The organism is Achromobacter sp. CSND-B12, assembly GCF_052906545.1.
This window is the reverse complement of sequence record NZ_JBREGJ010000001.1, coordinates 4895111-4911424: the sequence shown is the minus strand read 5'-3', so window position 1 is coordinate 4911424 and position 16314 is coordinate 4895111. Positions and strand designations below refer to the sequence as shown.

Here is a 16314-nt window from a genome sequence, read left to right as displayed (position 1 = left end):
CGGGATCAGATTTCCAGATTCATGCTGAATCCGATCGTCATTGCCGCGGTGTGGAAATCACGCGGCTTGTAGAGGGGCACGCCGGCAAACAGGTCATAGCCAAGTTTTTTCCAGAGCGCGCCCCGCACGCCCAAGGCTGCGCCCGCCAACTGGCGTCCGACCAGATATCGGGCGCCCTGGCCGCCTACCCGCCCATAGTCCAAAGCCACATACAGCGCATCGCTGGATGAAAGCCCGTTCCAGGCCAGTTCATTGCGCCAGAGCAGGCCGTTCTCGCCGGACAGTGTCTGCTCGCCGTCAAAGCCGCGCACCGTATAACGGCCGGCAATGGCCATGCGTTCCTGTGGCGTCAGCGCGTCCGGGCTCCATTGGCCCCGGACGATCGCCAGATATCGCCAAGGCTGCTTGCCCCAGGCGAAGGGTTGATTGAGGCTTACGTCGCCCGACAGCACACCGCCGCGGGCACTGCCGCTACGCGACGCTTCCTCGGGCGCCGCGAGGGCGCCGAATGCGCCGGTGCCGTGGCGCCAGCCCAGGTTGGCATCCAGCGTGGCGCTTCCGAGATAGCTGTGCTGGTTGACGCCGAACTCCCATCCGGCCGTGCGGCGCCGCTGCTGCTCGATGGCGATGTCATTGACGGCATTGGTGGAGGATTTGCGATACACACGCAGGTTGAGCGTGGTCTTGTGGGACTGGTCGCGATATGCCAGCCGTGACACGGCGGCCTGAAGGCTCGCGCTTTTTCCGCTGTACCGGAGTACTTCGTTGGCGCTGGGGATGTTCTGGTGATAGGCGTAGTTGTTGTAATTGACGGAGTAAGCCCAATAACCGACCGGGAATACGTAGTTCAAGGCATGTGAACGGTTGCCGAGCGGCGCATGCTGGAACAGATCCCTGCCGACGTTGGCGTAGAACAGATCGTTGTGCGCGAAGGGAGCATCCACGGCCAGGGTGGCCGAGCCCAGGTAACGCCCGGTGCTATCCGAACCGCTATCGTCAAGGCCGAGGCTCAGCCGGATGGGTCGGCTTTCCTGCCAACTCACCAACAGGTCGCTGGTGGCCTCGCGCTGCCCTGGCGTGATCCGGATATCGGCGGCCGCGCTGGGGACTCGCTTGAGATTCTCCAGGCCCTGCTCGATATCGCGCAGATTGAGAATATCGCCGGACGATGCCGGGATGGCATTCCATAACCGGCCGCGCCACGACACTGGCTGGTCGAAGCGGATATCGCCAACGCGACCGGGCAGCAGCGTCAACGTCAGAAGGCCGCGGGTCAGGTCCTGCTCGTGCGCCATCACGCGTGTCGTGACGTAGCCTTTGGCCAGAATGGCGTTCTGCACCCGGTTGATGGCCGCCGTGATGCCCTGGCCGCCCAGGCAGTGGCCTATTGCGTCGGCGGCGGCATCGAGCGCCCATTGAAAGCTGGCGGCGGAATCGCCGCTCAGCCGCAGGGCATCGATGACGAAGCAAGGGCTTTCATCGGCGGGATAATCGGATGGGGAGGCTTCAGGACGAGGAAGGCGCTCGTCGACCCGCGGGGTATTCTGCTGTTGCAGGACACGTTCACGCTCTTGTTGGCGCAACTGCTCGCGGGCATCGATGGAGATTGCTGGCGGTGTCGGCGCCTCTGGCACCGAGGCGCCGAAAACCGGTGAAACGACGGCGGCGAGAACCAGAAACCCTGGCCCCAGGAAAAACAACAGCTCACCGCGACGACCGCACCGCATCTCTGCTCCTTGATTGCGCGGAGCCAGAGTAGCAACGAATTACCAGCGTACGTAATTGTGAAATGGTCGTACAAATTCAAGCGCCGCCGCGGATGCGGGAAACGGCGCGCGATATTTCCCGCGCGTGACGCCGCGGTTTCTTCGCCTGCTTGCTTGTTATCTTGCGGGCTTTACCAGATGGCGAAGAACAGCACCCAGGACCAACAGAAAGGCGCCAGCCCGGCGGCCAGCACCAGCCATGCCGCGGTCTTCCTGAACACGCCGACCGGACGCTGGTTCAACAGGCGCGCGAACAGGCGCAAGGTCCACAGCACCGCCAGCGTCAGCAGCGTGAAGCGCACCGGCGCCGCCCAGGCGGCGCGCACGCCTTCGTGCTTGAGCAGGTTGATGGTGGTGGCGGACAGGCCCAGGAACACGCCGATGCCGGCCGAAGGAATCAGCCCCTGGGCCAGCTTGTGCAGGCCCGGACGGAACCAGCGGTTCGCTTCCTGACCGGCGACCGGAACGGCCGGCGCCAGCCGGTCGGCGATCCACAATGACAGGAAGGTGGCGCCGCCCACGCACACGGTGGCGCCGACCACGAACATCAGGATGCCCGCGCCATCCAGCCACGAGAAGCTGTCGTTCACTTCCGGATAGTGCGTCAGGATGAACCACGGCGCGTTGTCCAGCAGCGGCCACATGATGTCGTGCTCGACCAGCCAGGTCGCGGCCCACTGCTTGGCGGTCACGTACCAGGGGCTGGCGCTCCAGAGGAAGGCGCCCATGGCGATGCCCATCAGGCCGAAGCACAGCAGCGCGGTCTGCCACGGTTCGCCATCGGTGACGCTGACGACCTCTTCCTCGGGCGAGCGCGGCGTCAGTGCGATGGCGCCGCGATAACCGCTGCAACGGCCGCATACATGGCAGTCGCCGGCGCCCTTCATGTGCCGCAACGGCACCAGCGGCGCACAGTTGATGGGCTCGATGCGGATAACCGGATGGCGCCACTTTTCCTCGTCGACCTTGAAGTGCCACGGCGCCAGCTTGGCCAGCAGATTGAAGACGCCGTTGACCGGACAGAGGTATTTGCACCAGACCCGCTTGCTGCGGCCATAGCGCCAGCCGACGACCATGGCCGCCGCGGTGGAGCCGCCGAGCACCGCCAGCACCGCCAGCGGATACTGGTAGACGCTGACCAATTGTCCGTAGATGGTGGTCAGCGCGAAGGCCACGAACGGCCAGCCCCCCCAGCGCATCCACTTGGGAATGGCATGCCCCTGGCCGCGTTCGCTGGCCCATTCGGTGAGCATGCCCTCCGGACAGAACCAGCCGCACCAGGCGCGTCCCAGGATCGGCATGGAAATCAGCACGAACGGCCACCATACGCCCCAGAAGGCGAACTGGGCCACGATGGTCAGGTTGTTGAATACCGACGCCGAGTTGTCCGGCAGGGGCATGATGGCCGGAACGATCAGGAGGAAAGCGTATATCGCAACAATGCCCCACTGCAGCTTGCGCAACAGAGGGGCATGGTCTCGGAGAAAGTCGGCGATACGGGAGGTCGCCCTCCCGAGTGCAGCTGCCATGGTCAAACCTTCATTAATTCAGTCCGATCAATACGTCGGAGTCCGTGCTCAAGAGGTGGCGCGCGCCGCCACCGGCGCGGGCTTGCCGCCCACCCAGCGCAGCAGCGCCCACACCACGATCCAGTAAGCAACCCACAACAATACCGAAATCAGGGCCGGCAGCGCACGATAGCCGGCAAAATCAGCCAGAACCTTGCCGAAACCGGTGCTGTCGCTGAGCAGCCACGAGCTGTCCCAGACCGGATCGATGATGGTCGGCAGCACGTCCAGCGAAATCAGGTGATCCAGGCCGCCCACCAGCAGCGCCCCCGCCAGCAGCAGCAACAGGATTTCGGTCACGCGGAAGAAACGGCGCCAGGTGATGAGCTTGCCGCCCAGCTGCAGCAGCCAGAAGGTCAGCAGCGCCACCACGAAGCCGGCCACGCCGGCCAGCGCCAGCATCAGCATGTTGCCGCCGCCTTCGCCGGCCGCCACGGTGCCGTACAGGAACACCACGGTTTCGCTGCCCTCGCGGGCCACGGCGATGGCCACCAGCACGAACAGGCCCCACCAGTTGTCATTGGCCATCGACGAGCGGGCGCCGCTTTCAAGCTCGCCCTTGAGCGTGCGACCGTGCTTTTTCATCCACACGACCATCTGCACCACCAGCGCGCACGCCGCCAGCGACATGATGGCCTGGAACCATTCCTGGCCTTCGTCGCTGAGCCACGAGGATACCCCCAGCAGCACCAACGCCAGCGCCACGGCCAGCGCCAGCCCGGCGCCCACGCCGCCCCACAGATATTTCAGTCCGCGTTTGCCTTCGGGCGTCGAGCGCAGCCAGGTGTACAGGATGCCCACCACCAGCATGGCTTCGACGCTTTCGCGCCAGACGATGAAAAGAACCTGTTCCATGTATTGCGGCTGCCTATTCCTTGGGCTTGACGATCAGCGTGCCTTTCACCGCCTGGTGGAAGTCATCGAAGAAGGGATACTCGCCGGGACGCGAGATGGTGATGACCACGAACGACTTGACGCCGGGACCCAGCACCTTTTCCTTGCGCAGCGGGATGCTTTCGAACTCGACCGGCTCGTTGCTTTCGTTGATCAGTTCGATCTTGAAACGGCCGGCAGGGACTTCCAGCGTGGCCGGTTCAAAGGTGCCGTTGGGCTTGAACGTCAGCGTGAACGTGGGCAGTTCGTCCGCTTGCGCGGGCGCCATGCCGGCCAGGCACGCCAGGCCGATCGACAGCGCGGCGCAGATGCGGAGCAGAGGGCGCGCGATTCGCACGATCAGTAGCCGCCCTTCTTGCCGGTGCCGGCATAGACGAATTCGTATTCCAGGTCGAACGGCTGGAACCAGTCGCCCACGCCGGTTTCCTTGTCGATGTGGCGGCCGAAGTGGCTCATCTTGTCGGCGGTCGGCGGCAGGATGGTGTACTTCAGCTTGTACTTGCCCGGGCCTTCCAGCTTGATGTTCTCGCCGTAGTGCGGGCCGTCGTTGGCGACCATGGGCATGAAGGTGCCCTTCTGCACGTTCTGGCTGCCGACCTTCTGGATTTCGTATTTGACGACCAGGTAGGGCATCCATTCGCCTTCGGGGAAGCCGGTGGGATTGCCGGCCGTGGCGTGGATGTCGGCCTCGAGGTGGATGTCGGAATCCTTGGCGGGGCGCATCATGCCCGGGGGGTCCATTTCGATCGGCTGCAGGTAGACCGCACCGATTTCCATGCCGCCCTTTTCCACGGGCTTGCCGATGGGGTATTCAGCCGCTTGGGCGGCGGACACGCTCAAAGCGACAATGGCCAGGGCCAAGGCTTTCTTCATCATGTGGGTCATCCTCGAAGCTCGATTGAAACGACGGATCCTAAAAACATAAACAAGAACCGTTTGCATTAATGTAACGGAAAAATCTGACACCTCCCTGAATCAGATAAGTCCGAAATCCGCGGATTGTTGCGTCCAATCAAGCAAAACAAAACCGGCGGGCAACGCCACGCCGGCCGGTCGACTGTCGGATCCGCGGCATCGCCGCGGTCGGACGTTGCGGTTAGGACTTGCGTCCGCCGCCCTGCGAGCCCCCGGGGGTGAACGGGAAGTTCGAGAACATGGCGCGGGTCTGGTCCTGCATCTGGTCCTGCATCTGCACGAACAGGTTTTTGCTCTGGTCGATGTAGTTGTTCATCATGTTCTGCAGCATCGGCGTCTGCACGTTCATGAACTGGGTCCAGGCCTCGGGACCGAACTGGCTGCCGTACAGGCCCTTGGACTGTTCGGCCATGCGCTGCTGGATTTCCATGAAGGCCTGGATGTTCTTTTCCAGGTAGGAACCCATGATGCCCTGCATCGCGTGGCCGTAGAAACGGATGATCTGCGACAGCATGTTCGACGAGAACATGGGCATGCCGCCGCTCTCTTCTTCGAGAATGATCTGCAGCAGGATGCTGCGCGTGAGGTCTTCGGCGCTCTTGGCGTCGACGACCTGGAATTCCTCGTTGGCCAGGACCAGTTGCTTGACATCCGCCAGGGTGATGTAGGTACTGGTCCGAGTGTCGTACAGGCGACGGTTGGGGTACTTTTTAATCAGGCGCAGGCTGGCGCCGGTTTGTGCTTGCGTCATGGTTGTCCCCGGATCGGGCGATCTCTAAGACTTCGAATAGGGTGAAGTGTAATGCCGCGGCGCCGTCTCCCCGAGGCACCGCGGCGCGAAAGGGCCGCCCGCCGGGCGGCCCGCGATGCGTCAGCCCATGTGCAGGCCGCCGTTGAGCGAGAAGTCCGCGCCGGTGGAAAAACCGGATTCGTCCGAAGCCAGCCACGCCGTCATCGAGGCGATTTCCTCGGGCGTGCCCAGGCGCCGCACCGGGATGGTGGCGACGATCTTTTCCAGCACGTCGGGACGAATGGCGCGCACCATATCGGTCCCGATGTAGCCGGGCGAAATGGTGTTGACGGTGACGCCCTTGCTGGCGACTTCCTGCGCCAGCGCCATGGTGAAGCCGTGGATGCCGGCCTTGGCGGTGGAGTAGTTGGTCTGGCCGAACTGGCCCTTCTGCCCGTTCACCGAGCTGATGTTGATGATGCGCCCCCACTGGCGCTCGACCATGCCGTCGATGACCTGCTTGGTCACGTTGAACAGGCTGTTCAGGTTGGTGTCGATGACCGCGCGCCAATCATCGGCGGTCATCTTGCGGAACAGCCCGTCGCGGGTGATGCCCGCATTGTTGACCAGCACGTCGACCGGACCGAGTTCCGCGGTGACGCGCTCGAAAGCGGCCACGGTGGAATCCCAGTCGGACACATTGCCGACGGAAGCATGGAAGGTATATCCCTGCGCCGCCTGTTCATCCAGCCATTGCTGGTAATTGCGGCTCGGGCCGCAGCCTGCCACGACGCGAAAGCCCTCTTTGGCCAGGCGTTGGCAAATAGAGGTGCCGATCCCGCCCATCCCGCCTGTAACGTAAGCCAGTTTTCCGCTCATTGGACTTCCTCCTGTGTGCGACGGACGCCTCGTTGATTGACTTCTTATTGGCCTGGGCCCACCGCATGCGCGGCTTCAGGCAGCCCTGACCTTCACATACCTGCCCGGCGCCGGTTCTATCGGCCGGTACCGGGCGTTACCTGATTTTGCACGCGCCTTGACCTGCTTGCCGGAATGCCCGGCCAGCCAGGCGGCCCAATCGGGCCACCAACTGCCCGGCTTTTCCTGCGCCTGGGCCAGCCAGGCGTTGGGATCGCCCGGCAACGGCTGGCCTGCGCCGCCCATATTGTCCGCCACCCAATAGCTGCGGCGCTTCTTGGCGGGCGGATTCACCACCCCGGCGATATGGCCCGAGGCACCCAGCACGAAGCGTTGCGGCCCGCGCAGCACCTGGGTGGAGGCATAGGCCGACACCCACGGCACGATATGGTCTTCGCGCGAACCGAAAATATACGCCGGCATCGACAGGCGCGTCAGGTCCAGCGGCAGCCCGGCGGCCTGGGCCCGTCCCGGCACCTTGAGATTGTTTTCGAGATAGGTGTTGCGGAAGTACCAGGAAAAGAACGGCCCGGGCAGGTTGGTGCTGTCCCCGTTCCAGAAAAGCAGGTCGAAGGCCGGCGGCTTCTGGCCTTTCAGGTAGTTGCCGACGACGTAGTTCCAGACCAGTTCGTTGGGGCGCAGGAACGAGAAGGTGGTGGCCAGGTCGCGTCCGGGCATCAGCCCGCCGTTGCCCAGTTGATGGTCGCGCAGCAACGCGTGCGCCTCGTCGACGAAGACATTCAGGATGCCGGTGTCGTGGAAATCGAGCAGCGAGGTCAGCAAGGTCAGCGCCGCGACCGGATGTTCGCCGCGCGCTTCGGCCAGCGCCAGCGCCGAGGCCAGCATGGTGCCGCCGACACAGAAGCCGAGCGCGTTGACCTGCGGCTGGCCGGAGATGTCGCTGGCCACGCGCAGGGCCTGCAGCACCGCGTCGTCGAGGTAGTCGGACCAGGTCGCGCGATCGATGCCGTCGGTATCACTGGCCAGCGGGTTGCGCCAGGAGATCAGGAACACCGTGAAGCCCTGCTCGACTGCGTGGCGCACGAACGAGTTGTCGGGTTGCAGGTCGAGGATATAGAACTTGTTGATGTTCGGCGGCACGATCACCAGCGGCCGCTCGTGCACCGTGGCGGTGGCGGGCTTGTACTGGATCAGCTGGAACAGCGCATTTTCGAACACCACGTCGCCGGGCGTCACGGCCACGTTGCGGCCGATCTCGAACTGGGTTTCGTCGGTCTGGGTGATGCGGCCTTTCTTGACGTCGCCGAGCAGGTTCGCCAGGCCTTCGTTCAGGGCGCGGCCGGCGCTTTCGACGATGGACTGCTGGGCATCCGGATTCAAGGCCAGGAAGTTCGACGGCGACAACGCGTCGACCCACTGCATGATCGAGAAACGCAGGCGATCGCGCATCGGTTCGCTGACCTGGGCCGCATCGACCATGCGCGACATGGCCCGGGCCGACAGCAGATAGGTGTGCGCCATCAGCAGATGCTGGCCACTGGCCGCCCAGGCCTCGCCGCCGAAACGGCGGTCGGCCGGCGGGGCCAGCGCGCCGCGGCGGGCATCATCACACAGCCGCTGCCATTCGCGCGAGAATTCAGCCTGGATATCGGCCAGGACGTCCGGAGCCACGCTCACCGGAAGAGGCCCTGAAGCGGAGAGATTGGCATTCACTTCGACACCTTGTTATCGAGACTTCCCGATTGATGTTGCATGTCGGGTCCGGGGCTGTCAATGCGGGTATTCAATGAGGCAGCCAGGGTCGCCCGCCCGCGCGTGCGGCCGCTTTGCGCGGGATCAAACCGGATCGAGCCAGGCCAGCAACGCCATCCTGCCGGTCTCGCCGTCGCGCCGGTAGGAAAAGAACCGCCCCGCGTCCGCCACCGTGCACAGCCCGCTCAGGCTGATGTCCTGCACGCCGGCGCGGCGCAGACGGAATTGCGCCAGTCCGGCCAGGTCGGCCAGCCATTTGCCAGTCACGCCCGGGCGCGGCCGGAAATAACGTTCGGCGGCGGGGTCATCGGCCATGAAGGCGTCCAGCACGTCACGCCCGACCTCGAAGGCGTCCGGCCCGATACCGGGGCCGATCCAGGCTCGCCACGCGGTGGCATGCGGCGCCTTGGCGCGCATCGCCGCCAGGGTGTGCTCCAGCACGCCGCCAGACAAGCCGCGCCAGCCGGCATGCGCCGTGCCCAGGACCCGCCCGTCCGCGTCGGCGATGACCACCGGCAGGCAGTCCGCCACCATCACGGCCAGCACGCGGCCCGGTTGCGCGGTGACGCTGGCGTCCAGCGCGGGTTCGTCGGGCAGGCCGGCCGCGTCGGCATCGACCACCTCGCTGCCATGCACCTGGCGCAGCCATAAGGGTTCGGCCGGCAGCGCGGCCCGCAAGCGGCGGCGGTTCTCTGCCACGGTCTCGGGATCATCGCCGGCACGGCGCCCCAGGTTGAGGGTGTCATGCGGGGCAACGCCCACGCCGCCGGCCCGGGTGGTGCAGAAATAGTTGACGCCGGCCCAGGCGGGGCCGGTCACGACGGGCAAGCCTTCAATCACGCGTTCCATGCGATCGCTTCCTGGACCAGGGTCATGTCCGCCGGCACGGGGGCGGCGAACTGGACCTCGCCACGCCCGCCCGGGTCGTCGAAATGCAGGGCGCGGGCATGCAGCATCTGCCGCTGCGCGCCCGCGATGTTCTTGCCGCCGTAGATCGTATCCGCCAGCAGCGGATGGCCGAGGCTGGCCAGGTGCACGCGGATCTGGTGGGTGCGGCCGGTTTCCAGGCGACAGATCACTTCGGTGGCGCGGCCGCCGGGATCGATCTGGCCGCGTCGCGCGGGCGCGTAGTGGGTGACGGCCGGCTTGGGCGCCACCGGCCGTTCGACGCTCATGCGCACCGGCACCCGCGGATCGCGCCCGATCGGGCGGTCGACCTTGCCGGCGGCGGCCAGCCAGCCATGCGCCAGCGCCACGTACTCGCGGCCCATGCTGCGCGCCTGCAGCTGGCGCACCAGGTGCGTCTGGGCGATTTCGTTGCGCGCCACCACCATCAGGCCGGACGTATCCTTGTCCAGCCGGTGAACGATGCCGGCGCGCGCCACCTGGGCCAGTTCGGGATACCGGTGCAGCAGGCCGTTGAGCAGCGTGCCGCTCCAGTTGCCGGCGCCAGGGTGCACCACCAGGCCGGCCGGTTTGTTCACCACGATCCAGTCGGGGCTTTCATCCACCACGGGAAAATCGATCGCCTCCGGCGCGAACGCCAGGGCTTCCGGCGCGGGCTGGGCCCAGACGGCGATCTCGTCGCCCGGGCCGACGGTCTGGCGGACCTTGCCAGGCGCGCCATTCACCTGTACGTTGCCAGCCTCGATCCAGCCTTGCAGGCGGCTGCGGGAATGATCCGGCAACAACCCCGCCAGCACCTTGTCGAGCCTATCGGCGCGCGTGCCCGACGGCACCGTTACAAGTTGCGGCTCGCCCCGCTGGTTTTCACCGGAGGATTCGCCGGGAAAGCCCAGGAGTTCATCGTCGGAAACGAGATCTGCGGGGGTGGCTGTATCAGACATGGAGACAAATCATATAATCAGCCTGCCATGCTAACACCAAGGATACGATTCTCGTGATTCACCACTCCGCAGCTCCCTTGAACCCCGCCTCCCGAAGCGGGTCGGTTTTGCGCGTGGTTATCGCGCTATTTGCCGTCATCGCGATCGCCGGTTGCGGTTCGACCAACAGCAAGTACGACAAGACCACCAACTGGAGCGCTGAACAGCTCTACGCCGACGCCAAGGCCGAAATCTCGTCGGGCGGCTGGAAGGAAGCCCGCGAGCGACTGACCGCCATCGAAAGCCGCTACCCGTTCGGCGTCTACGCCCAGCAGGCCCTGCTTGAACTGGCCTACGTCAACTGGAAGGACGGTGAAAACGAACAGGCCCTGGCCGCGATCGACCGCTTCCAGCAGCTCTACCCCAACCACCCCGGCACCGACTACGCGCTTTACCTGAAAGGCCTGATCAACTTCACGCCCGCCAGCGCCTTCATGAGCAGCATCACCGGCCAGGATCCGGCCGAGCGCGACCCGAAGGGCCTGCGTGCGTCCTACGATGCGTTCAACGAACTGATCAAGCGCTACCCGGAAAGCAAGTACACCCCGGACGCCGAAAAGCGCGTCGCGTGGCTGGTCAACACCATCGCCATGAACGAAGTCCACGTGGCCCGCTACTACTACGAGCGCGGCGCCTACATCGCCGCGGCGAACCGCGCGCAGACCGTCATCACCGACTTCGAGGGCGCCCCCGCCACCGAAGAAGCGCTCTACCTGATGGTGCAGTCCTACGACAAGCTCGGCATGACCGAACTCAAGAACGACTCGCAGCGCGTGTTCGACAAGAACTTCCCCAACAGCACGTTCAAGGACAAGGGCCTGAAGGCTGACAAGAGCTGGTGGAATCCGTTCAACTGAACTGAACACCGCCGCATGGGAAAAAGCCCTTCGACGAATCGAAGGGCTTTTTTTTGGGTCCGTGTCGTCCTCTTGTGGTCCTATTCCTGCTTGCGCCGGTAGAAGGCCAGCACTTCCTCCAGTTCGCGCGTCCGCGCGAAGGGCGGCAGGCCGCGCCACAGTCGCTTGCCGTAGGGCTTCTCGACCAGTCGGGCATCGCCCACCATCAACACCCCCCAGTCGGATTCCGTCCGAATCAGGCGGCCGGCTCCCTGCTTGAGCGAGATGGCCGCCTCGGGCAATTGGTATTCCGAGAAAGGATTGCCGCCGTGGGCGCGGCAGGCCCGCAGCCGCGCCTCGATCACCGGGTCGTCCGGCGGCGCGAACGGCAGCTTGTCGATCGCCACCAGCGTAAGCACGTCGCCCGGCAGGTCGATGCCTTCCCAGAAACTGGCGCTGCCGACCAGCACCGGATGGGTCAGCTTGCAGAACCTGTCCAACAGGTCGCGGCGGGTGCCCTCGCCCTGCTTGAGCAACGGCCAATCGTGGCCGGCATCGTCGAAAGCGTCGGCCAACAGGTTGGCGACCTTGTCGACCGCGCGCAAGGTGGTGCACAGCACCAGCGTGCCGCCCGGGCTGGCTTGCAGCAACGGCAGCAACGTCTGCACGAAACGGTCGAGGAACTGCGGCGACTGCGGTTCAGGCATGCCACGCGGCACGAACAGCAGCGCCTGCTCGGGATAGTCGAAAGGCGATTCCCACTTGCCGGTACGCGCTCGCTCCAGCCCGAGCTGGCTGGTGAAGTGGGTGAACTCGCCGTTCACCGACAGCGTGGCCGAGGTCATGATCCAGGCCTGCCCGGGCTTGCGGTATTTGGAAAAAGCCTGCGCCACCGACAGCGGCGCGGAATGCAGCCGCACGTGATGCTGGCCATGCTCGACCCAGCGCACCGCCGGGCCGGTCCATTCACCTGCCGCCGCCGCGCCTTCGAGAATGGCCGTCGGCGTGGACAGGCCGTCCGCCAGCGCCGCCACGGGCGCGGGCGCCTGGTCGTCGCGGCCCCAGCCTTCATCATCGAAACCGGAGCCCCCCGCATCGCGCCCGGGCGTGGCCCAGCGTTTCAGGCGCACCGCGATCTCGGCGCCGCTGCGCGCGGCCGCCACCAGGTCGGGATGCCGCTCGGCGACCGAGCCCAGCGCGTTGGTGGCGACGTCGATCGCTTCGCGCAGCACCGCCAGCGCAGTGTCGAACTCCTCGGCATTGGGAATGGCCTCGAACGTGGCCTTGCGGCCCGGCATCCGGTCCAGTGGCGCACAGGCCAGGCGCAACTCGCGCGCCGCCGTCTCGACGTGGCGCGCCACATCGCTCCATTTGGTGGCTTCGCGCGCATAGGCCAGGCCCGCGGCTTCCAGCGCGCGGCCAAAGTCCAGCAACTGGTGGGTCGACACGCTGCTGCCCAGGAAACGGGTGGCGGTGTCGGGCAGTTGATGGGCTTCGTCGAAGATGACGGTGTCGGCCTCGGGCAGCAGATCGGTGACGCCCTCTTCACGCAGCACCAAGTCGGCCATGAACAGCGCATGGTTCACCACCACCACGTCGGCCTCCTGGGCCTGGCGGCGGGCCTTCACCACGAAGCAGTCGCGGATGCGCGGGCATTCCTGGCCCAGGCAGTTCTCGCGGGTCGAGGTAACGCGCTGCCAGATATCCGCATCTTCGGGCACCTGCGCCAGGTCGCTGCGGTCGCCCGTCTTGGAAATGCCGGCGAATACCTGGATCTGGCGCAATTGCTGGATCTCGGAACGCGATTTCAGTGCCCGGTCGTCTCCCTGCAGGCGATCCAGGTGGTAATGACAGACATAGTTGCCGCGGCCCTTGAGCAGCGCGGCCGTGACAGGCGCGGCCAGCGCGGCGCGCACGCGCGGCAGGTCGCGGGCGAACAGTTGGTCCTGCAGTGTGCGGGTGCCGGTCGAAATCAGCACCTTGCCGCCCTGGATGAAGGCGGGTACAAGATAGGCCCAGGTCTTGCCGATGCCGGTGCCAGCCTCGGCCACCAGCGTGGCGCGGTCCCGGATGGCCTCGCCAATGGCCTGGGCCAGCTCCACTTGGGACGGGCGCGGCTTGTAGCCGGGCAAGGCCGACGCGAGCGGGCCGTCCTCGGCGAAGAATTCGGAGATGTCCAGGTCCAGCATGGAAACAGCCTAGCGTCGCAAGCGACCGTGCCGAGGGACGGTCGGGGCGCCAGACACTGAGTGGGTGGGAAAGGATCAAATGATACCCGCTGGCGCCGCCCTTTTCCGCCGCAAGCGTCGCAAACGATGCACCCGACGGGGACGGATGCATCCCGCCTGGCACTTTCTGTAACAGCGGCTTATGGCACAATCCGCCCCTTGTTTTTCCTTTTTGCCGTCGTATCGAGATGTCTGAAACTTCCGTTATCACGAACGTCGCCGCCGGCGTCGACAATGCCCGTATCGTAGCCCAGCTCGCCACCGAGCTTGGCGCCCGCGCCTCCCAGATCGCCTCGGCAGTGGAACTGCTGGATGACGGCGCCACCGTGCCGTTCATCGCACGCTACCGCAAGGAAGCCACCGGCGGCCTGGACGACACCGTCCTGCGCAATCTGGAAGTGCGCCTGGGCTACCTGCGCGAACTCGAAGAGCGCCGTGGCGCGATCCTCGAATCGATCTCGCAGCAAGGCAAGCTCACGCCCGAACTGCAGCAGGAAATCGCCACCGCCGATACCAAGCAGCGTCTGGAAGACCTGTACGCGCCGTACAAGCCCAAGCGCCGCACCCGCGCCCAGATCGCGCGTGAAGCCGGCCTGGAACCGCTGGCCGACGCCATCCTGGCCGACACCGCGTGCGATCCGGCCGCGCTGGCCGCCCAATACCTGAATCCCGAAGCCTCGATCAACGATGCCAAGGCGGCGCTGGACGGCGCCCGCGACATCCTGGCCGAGCGCTACGCCGAGAACGCCGACCTGCTGGCCGACATGCGCGAGCACCTCTGGTCCACCGGCTATCTGTATTCCAAGATGGTCGACGGCAAGGAAACCGAAGGCGCCAACTTCCGCGACTGGTTCGACTTCAACGAGCCGCTGCGCACGCTGCCGTCGCACCGCATCCTGGCGCTGTTGCGCGGCCGCCAGCAAGGCGTGCTGGAAATCCGCCTGGGCCTGGAAGCCGAACTCGAAGCGCAACTGCCGCATCCCTGCGTGGCGCGCATCGCCAGCTTCCTCAAGCTGGGCAATGGCCTGTTCGCGCTGGACGCCTCGCCGCGCGCGCGCTGGCTGGGCGAAGTCTGCCGCTGGACCTGGCGCGTCAAGCTGGTGACGGCCTTCGAAAGCGAACTGATCGGCCGCCTGCGCGAGACCGCCGAGGCCGAAGCCATCCGCGTGTTCGCCGCCAACCTGAAGGACCTGCTGCTGGCCGCGCCGGCCGGCCCCAAGGCCGTGCTGGGCCTGGATCCCGGCATCCGCACGGGCTGCAAGGTGGCGGTGATCGACCGCACCGGCAAGGTGGTCGACACCACCACTGTCTACCCGTTCGAGCCGCGCCGCGACCGCGAGGGCACCATCAACACCCTGGCCGCGCTGGTCGCGCGCCACAAGGTCGACCTGATCGCCATCGGCAACGGCACCGCCTCGCGCGAAAGCGAGAAGCTGGTGGGCGACATGCAGGAACGCTTCCCCGACCTGAAGGTGACGCGGGTGGTCGTGTCCGAGGCCGGCGCCTCGGTCTATTCGGCCTCCGAGACCGCCGCCCAGGAATTCCCCGACCTGGACGTGACGCTGCGCGGCGCCGTGTCGATCGCGCGCCGCCTGCAGGATCCGCTGGCGGAACTGGTCAAGATCGATCCCAAGGCCATCGGCGTGGGCCAATACCAGCACGACGTCAACCAGCGCGAGCTGGCGCGTTCGCTGGACGCGGTGGTCGAGGATTGCGTGAACGCGGTCGGCGTCGACGTCAACACGGCATCCGCGGCGCTGCTGGCGCGCGTGTCGGGCCTGAACTCGCTGCTGGCCAAGAACATCGTGGCCTGGCGCGACGAGAACGGCGCCTTCCCCACCCGCGAGCAACTGCGCAAGGTGCCGCGCTTTGGCGACAAGGCGTTCGAACAGGCCGCCGGCTTCCTGCGCATCCCCAACGGCGACAACCCGCTGGACGCCTCGTCGGTGCACCCGGAAGCCTATCCGGTGGTCGAGCGCATCGTCGCCAAGATCAAGGCGGAAGTGAAACAGATCATCGGCCAGCGCGACGCGCTCAAGGGCGTGTCGCCGTCCGATTTCACCGATGAGCGCTTCGGCCTGCCGACGGTACGCGACATCTTCGCCGAACTGGAAAAGCCCGGCCGCGATCCGCGCCCCGAATTCAAGACCGCGCAATTCAAGGAAGGCGTCGAAACGCTGAACGACCTGTATCCCGGCATGGTGCTCGAAGGCGTCGTGACCAACGTCGCCAACTTCGGCGCGTTCGTCGACATCGGCGTGCACCAGGACGGCCTGGTCCACATCTCGGCATTGGCCGAGAAGTTCGTGAAGGATCCGCGCGACGTCGTGCGCGTCGGCCAGACGGTCAGCGTGAAGGTGCTGGAAGTGGACGTGGCGCGCAAGCGCGTGGCCCTGACCATGCGCCTGAACGACACCGCCGCCCCGGCGCGCCGAGGCGCTGATGCCCCCAAGGGCGGCGATCGTCCCGGACGCCGTCCCCAGGGCGACAATGGCCGCGGCAACGCCGGCGGCGCCGGCATGAACAGTGCCATGGCCGACGCATTCGCCAAGCTCAAGCGTTGAATCGCGCCTGGCCGGCTCCCCCTCCGGGAGCCGGCCAGGCGGCGTCGCAGCACCTTCCGACCGGCGCCCAGGCGCCGGTTGTCGTTCAACCTAGGACTTTCCCGCGGTTGCTACCTTTCCTTGCGTTCTCTCAAGCCGGATTCAACAAAAATAAGCGAAAATATCGAATTGTGTCCAAATAATAAAAGCCGGCGAAGTCGGGTCCGCACGGCAGTGGCACACCCATGATCAGGCGAGCTGCGGCGCAAGCGCCTATCGGGTAGAAGCACAAGAAAAATAGCGCCATACCTGAGAGA

General features: G+C 65.6%; 13 protein-coding genes. 2 read left to right on the top strand and 11 right to left on the bottom strand.

Annotated elements, in window-relative coordinates:
• Window positions 1-5 precede the first annotated feature (5 nt).
• The 10 genes from ACUTAG_RS23145 to ACUTAG_RS23100 all read right to left on the bottom strand — a co-directional run bounded on the left by ACUTAG_RS23145 (window position 6) and on the right by ACUTAG_RS23100 (window position 10351).
• Entirely contained in the window at window positions 6-1727 is a 1722-nt protein-coding gene (locus tag ACUTAG_RS23145; protein ID WP_262352204.1) for a ShlB/FhaC/HecB family hemolysin secretion/activation protein, read from the bottom strand.
• Window positions 1728-1897: 170 nt separating this feature from the next.
• Entirely contained in the window at window positions 1898-3295 is a 1398-nt protein-coding gene (locus ACUTAG_RS23140; RefSeq protein ID WP_026383741.1) for a 4Fe-4S binding protein, read from the bottom strand.
• 48 nt (window positions 3296-3343) lie between these two features.
• The gene (locus tag ACUTAG_RS23135) at window positions 3344-4189 is read right to left on the bottom strand and encodes an FTR1 family iron permease (RefSeq protein WP_006389403.1); all 846 of its coding nucleotides are present in this window, start codon (window positions 4187-4189) and stop codon (window positions 3344-3346) included.
• A 13-nt stretch (window positions 4190-4202) separates the two neighbouring features.
• Window positions 4203-4547, bottom strand: a complete 345-nt coding sequence (locus tag ACUTAG_RS23130) for a cupredoxin domain-containing protein (RefSeq protein ID WP_262352222.1) — start codon at window positions 4545-4547, stop codon at window positions 4203-4205.
• A 20-nt stretch (window positions 4548-4567) separates the two neighbouring features.
• Window positions 4568-5104 carry an iron transporter gene (locus ACUTAG_RS23125; protein WP_006389401.1) on the bottom strand — a complete coding sequence of 179 codons (537 nt, stop codon included), beginning with the start codon at window positions 5102-5104 and terminating at the stop codon, window positions 4568-4570.
• 220 nt (window positions 5105-5324) lie between these two features.
• Window positions 5325-5894, bottom strand: a complete 570-nt coding sequence (phaR, locus tag ACUTAG_RS23120) for a polyhydroxyalkanoate synthesis repressor PhaR (RefSeq protein WP_006389400.1) — start codon at window positions 5892-5894, stop codon at window positions 5325-5327.
• Window positions 5895-6014: 120 nt separating this feature from the next.
• Window positions 6015-6752 (bottom strand): 3-ketoacyl-ACP reductase, encoded by a 738-nt coding sequence (locus tag ACUTAG_RS23115; RefSeq protein ID WP_006389399.1) that lies wholly within the window; start codon window positions 6750-6752, stop codon window positions 6015-6017.
• A gap of 75 nt (window positions 6753-6827) precedes the next feature.
• Window positions 6828-8465: a class I poly(R)-hydroxyalkanoic acid synthase gene (gene phaC, locus ACUTAG_RS23110; protein WP_026383742.1), complete on the bottom strand. Its 1638-nt coding sequence runs from the start codon at window positions 8463-8465 to the stop codon at window positions 6828-6830.
• A gap of 123 nt (window positions 8466-8588) precedes the next feature.
• Entirely contained in the window at window positions 8589-9353 is a 765-nt protein-coding gene (gene pgeF / locus ACUTAG_RS23105; protein ID WP_054499376.1) for a peptidoglycan editing factor PgeF, read from the bottom strand.
• The gene (locus ACUTAG_RS23100) at window positions 9341-10351 is read right to left on the bottom strand and encodes an RluA family pseudouridine synthase (RefSeq protein ID WP_020924623.1); all 1011 of its coding nucleotides are present in this window, start codon (window positions 10349-10351) and stop codon (window positions 9341-9343) included. The genes pgeF and ACUTAG_RS23100 overlap by 13 nt, the downstream gene beginning before the upstream one ends.
• 107 nt (window positions 10352-10458) lie before the next feature.
• Between ACUTAG_RS23100 and ACUTAG_RS23095 the strand changes: the two genes are divergently transcribed.
• Complete coding sequence (locus ACUTAG_RS23095; RefSeq protein ID WP_020924624.1) at window positions 10459-11247, top strand: outer membrane protein assembly factor BamD; 789 nt, start codon at window positions 10459-10461, stop codon at window positions 11245-11247.
• Between the two features lie 80 nt (window positions 11248-11327).
• Here ACUTAG_RS23095 and ACUTAG_RS23090 read toward each other — a convergent pair whose 3' ends face one another.
• Window positions 11328-13415, bottom strand: coding sequence for an ATP-dependent DNA helicase (locus tag ACUTAG_RS23090; protein ID WP_006389394.1), 2088 nt, complete (start codon window positions 13413-13415; stop codon window positions 11328-11330).
• Window positions 13416-13642: 227 nt separating this feature from the next.
• Between ACUTAG_RS23090 and tex the strand changes: the two genes are divergently transcribed.
• Window positions 13643-16018 carry an RNA-binding transcriptional accessory protein Tex gene (tex, locus tag ACUTAG_RS23085; protein WP_024068156.1) on the top strand — a complete coding sequence of 792 codons (2376 nt, stop codon included), beginning with the start codon at window positions 13643-13645 and terminating at the stop codon, window positions 16016-16018.
• Window positions 16019-16314: the final 296 nt, after the last annotated feature.

Excerpts from the sequence above, each read along its gene's own strand:
- phaR (WP_006389400.1), bottom strand. The coding sequence starts at position 5,894 with ATGACGCAAGCACAAACCGGCGCCAGCCTGCGCCTGATTAAAAAGTAC.
- ACUTAG_RS23145 (WP_262352204.1), bottom strand. The coding sequence starts at position 1,727 with ATGCGGTGCGGTCGTCGCGGTGAGCTGTTGTTTTTCCTGGGGCCAGGG.
- ACUTAG_RS23090 (WP_006389394.1), bottom strand. The coding sequence starts at position 13,415 with ATGCTGGACCTGGACATCTCCGAATTCTTCGCCGAGGACGGCCCGCTC.
- ACUTAG_RS23135 (WP_006389403.1), bottom strand. The coding sequence starts at position 4,189 with ATGGAACAGGTTCTTTTCATCGTCTGGCGCGAAAGCGTCGAAGCCATG.
- ACUTAG_RS23100 (WP_020924623.1), bottom strand. The coding sequence starts at position 10,351 with ATGTCTGATACAGCCACCCCCGCAGATCTCGTTTCCGACGATGAACTC.
- tex (WP_024068156.1), top strand. The coding sequence starts at position 13,643 with ATGTCTGAAACTTCCGTTATCACGAACGTCGCCGCCGGCGTCGACAAT.
- ACUTAG_RS23115 (WP_006389399.1), bottom strand. The coding sequence starts at position 6,752 with ATGAGCGGAAAACTGGCTTACGTTACAGGCGGGATGGGCGGGATCGGC.
- pgeF (WP_054499376.1), bottom strand. The coding sequence starts at position 9,353 with ATGGAACGCGTGATTGAAGGCTTGCCCGTCGTGACCGGCCCCGCCTGG.
- ACUTAG_RS23125 (WP_006389401.1), bottom strand. The coding sequence starts at position 5,104 with ATGATGAAGAAAGCCTTGGCCCTGGCCATTGTCGCTTTGAGCGTGTCC.
- ACUTAG_RS23140 (WP_026383741.1), bottom strand. The coding sequence starts at position 3,295 with ATGGCAGCTGCACTCGGGAGGGCGACCTCCCGTATCGCCGACTTTCTC.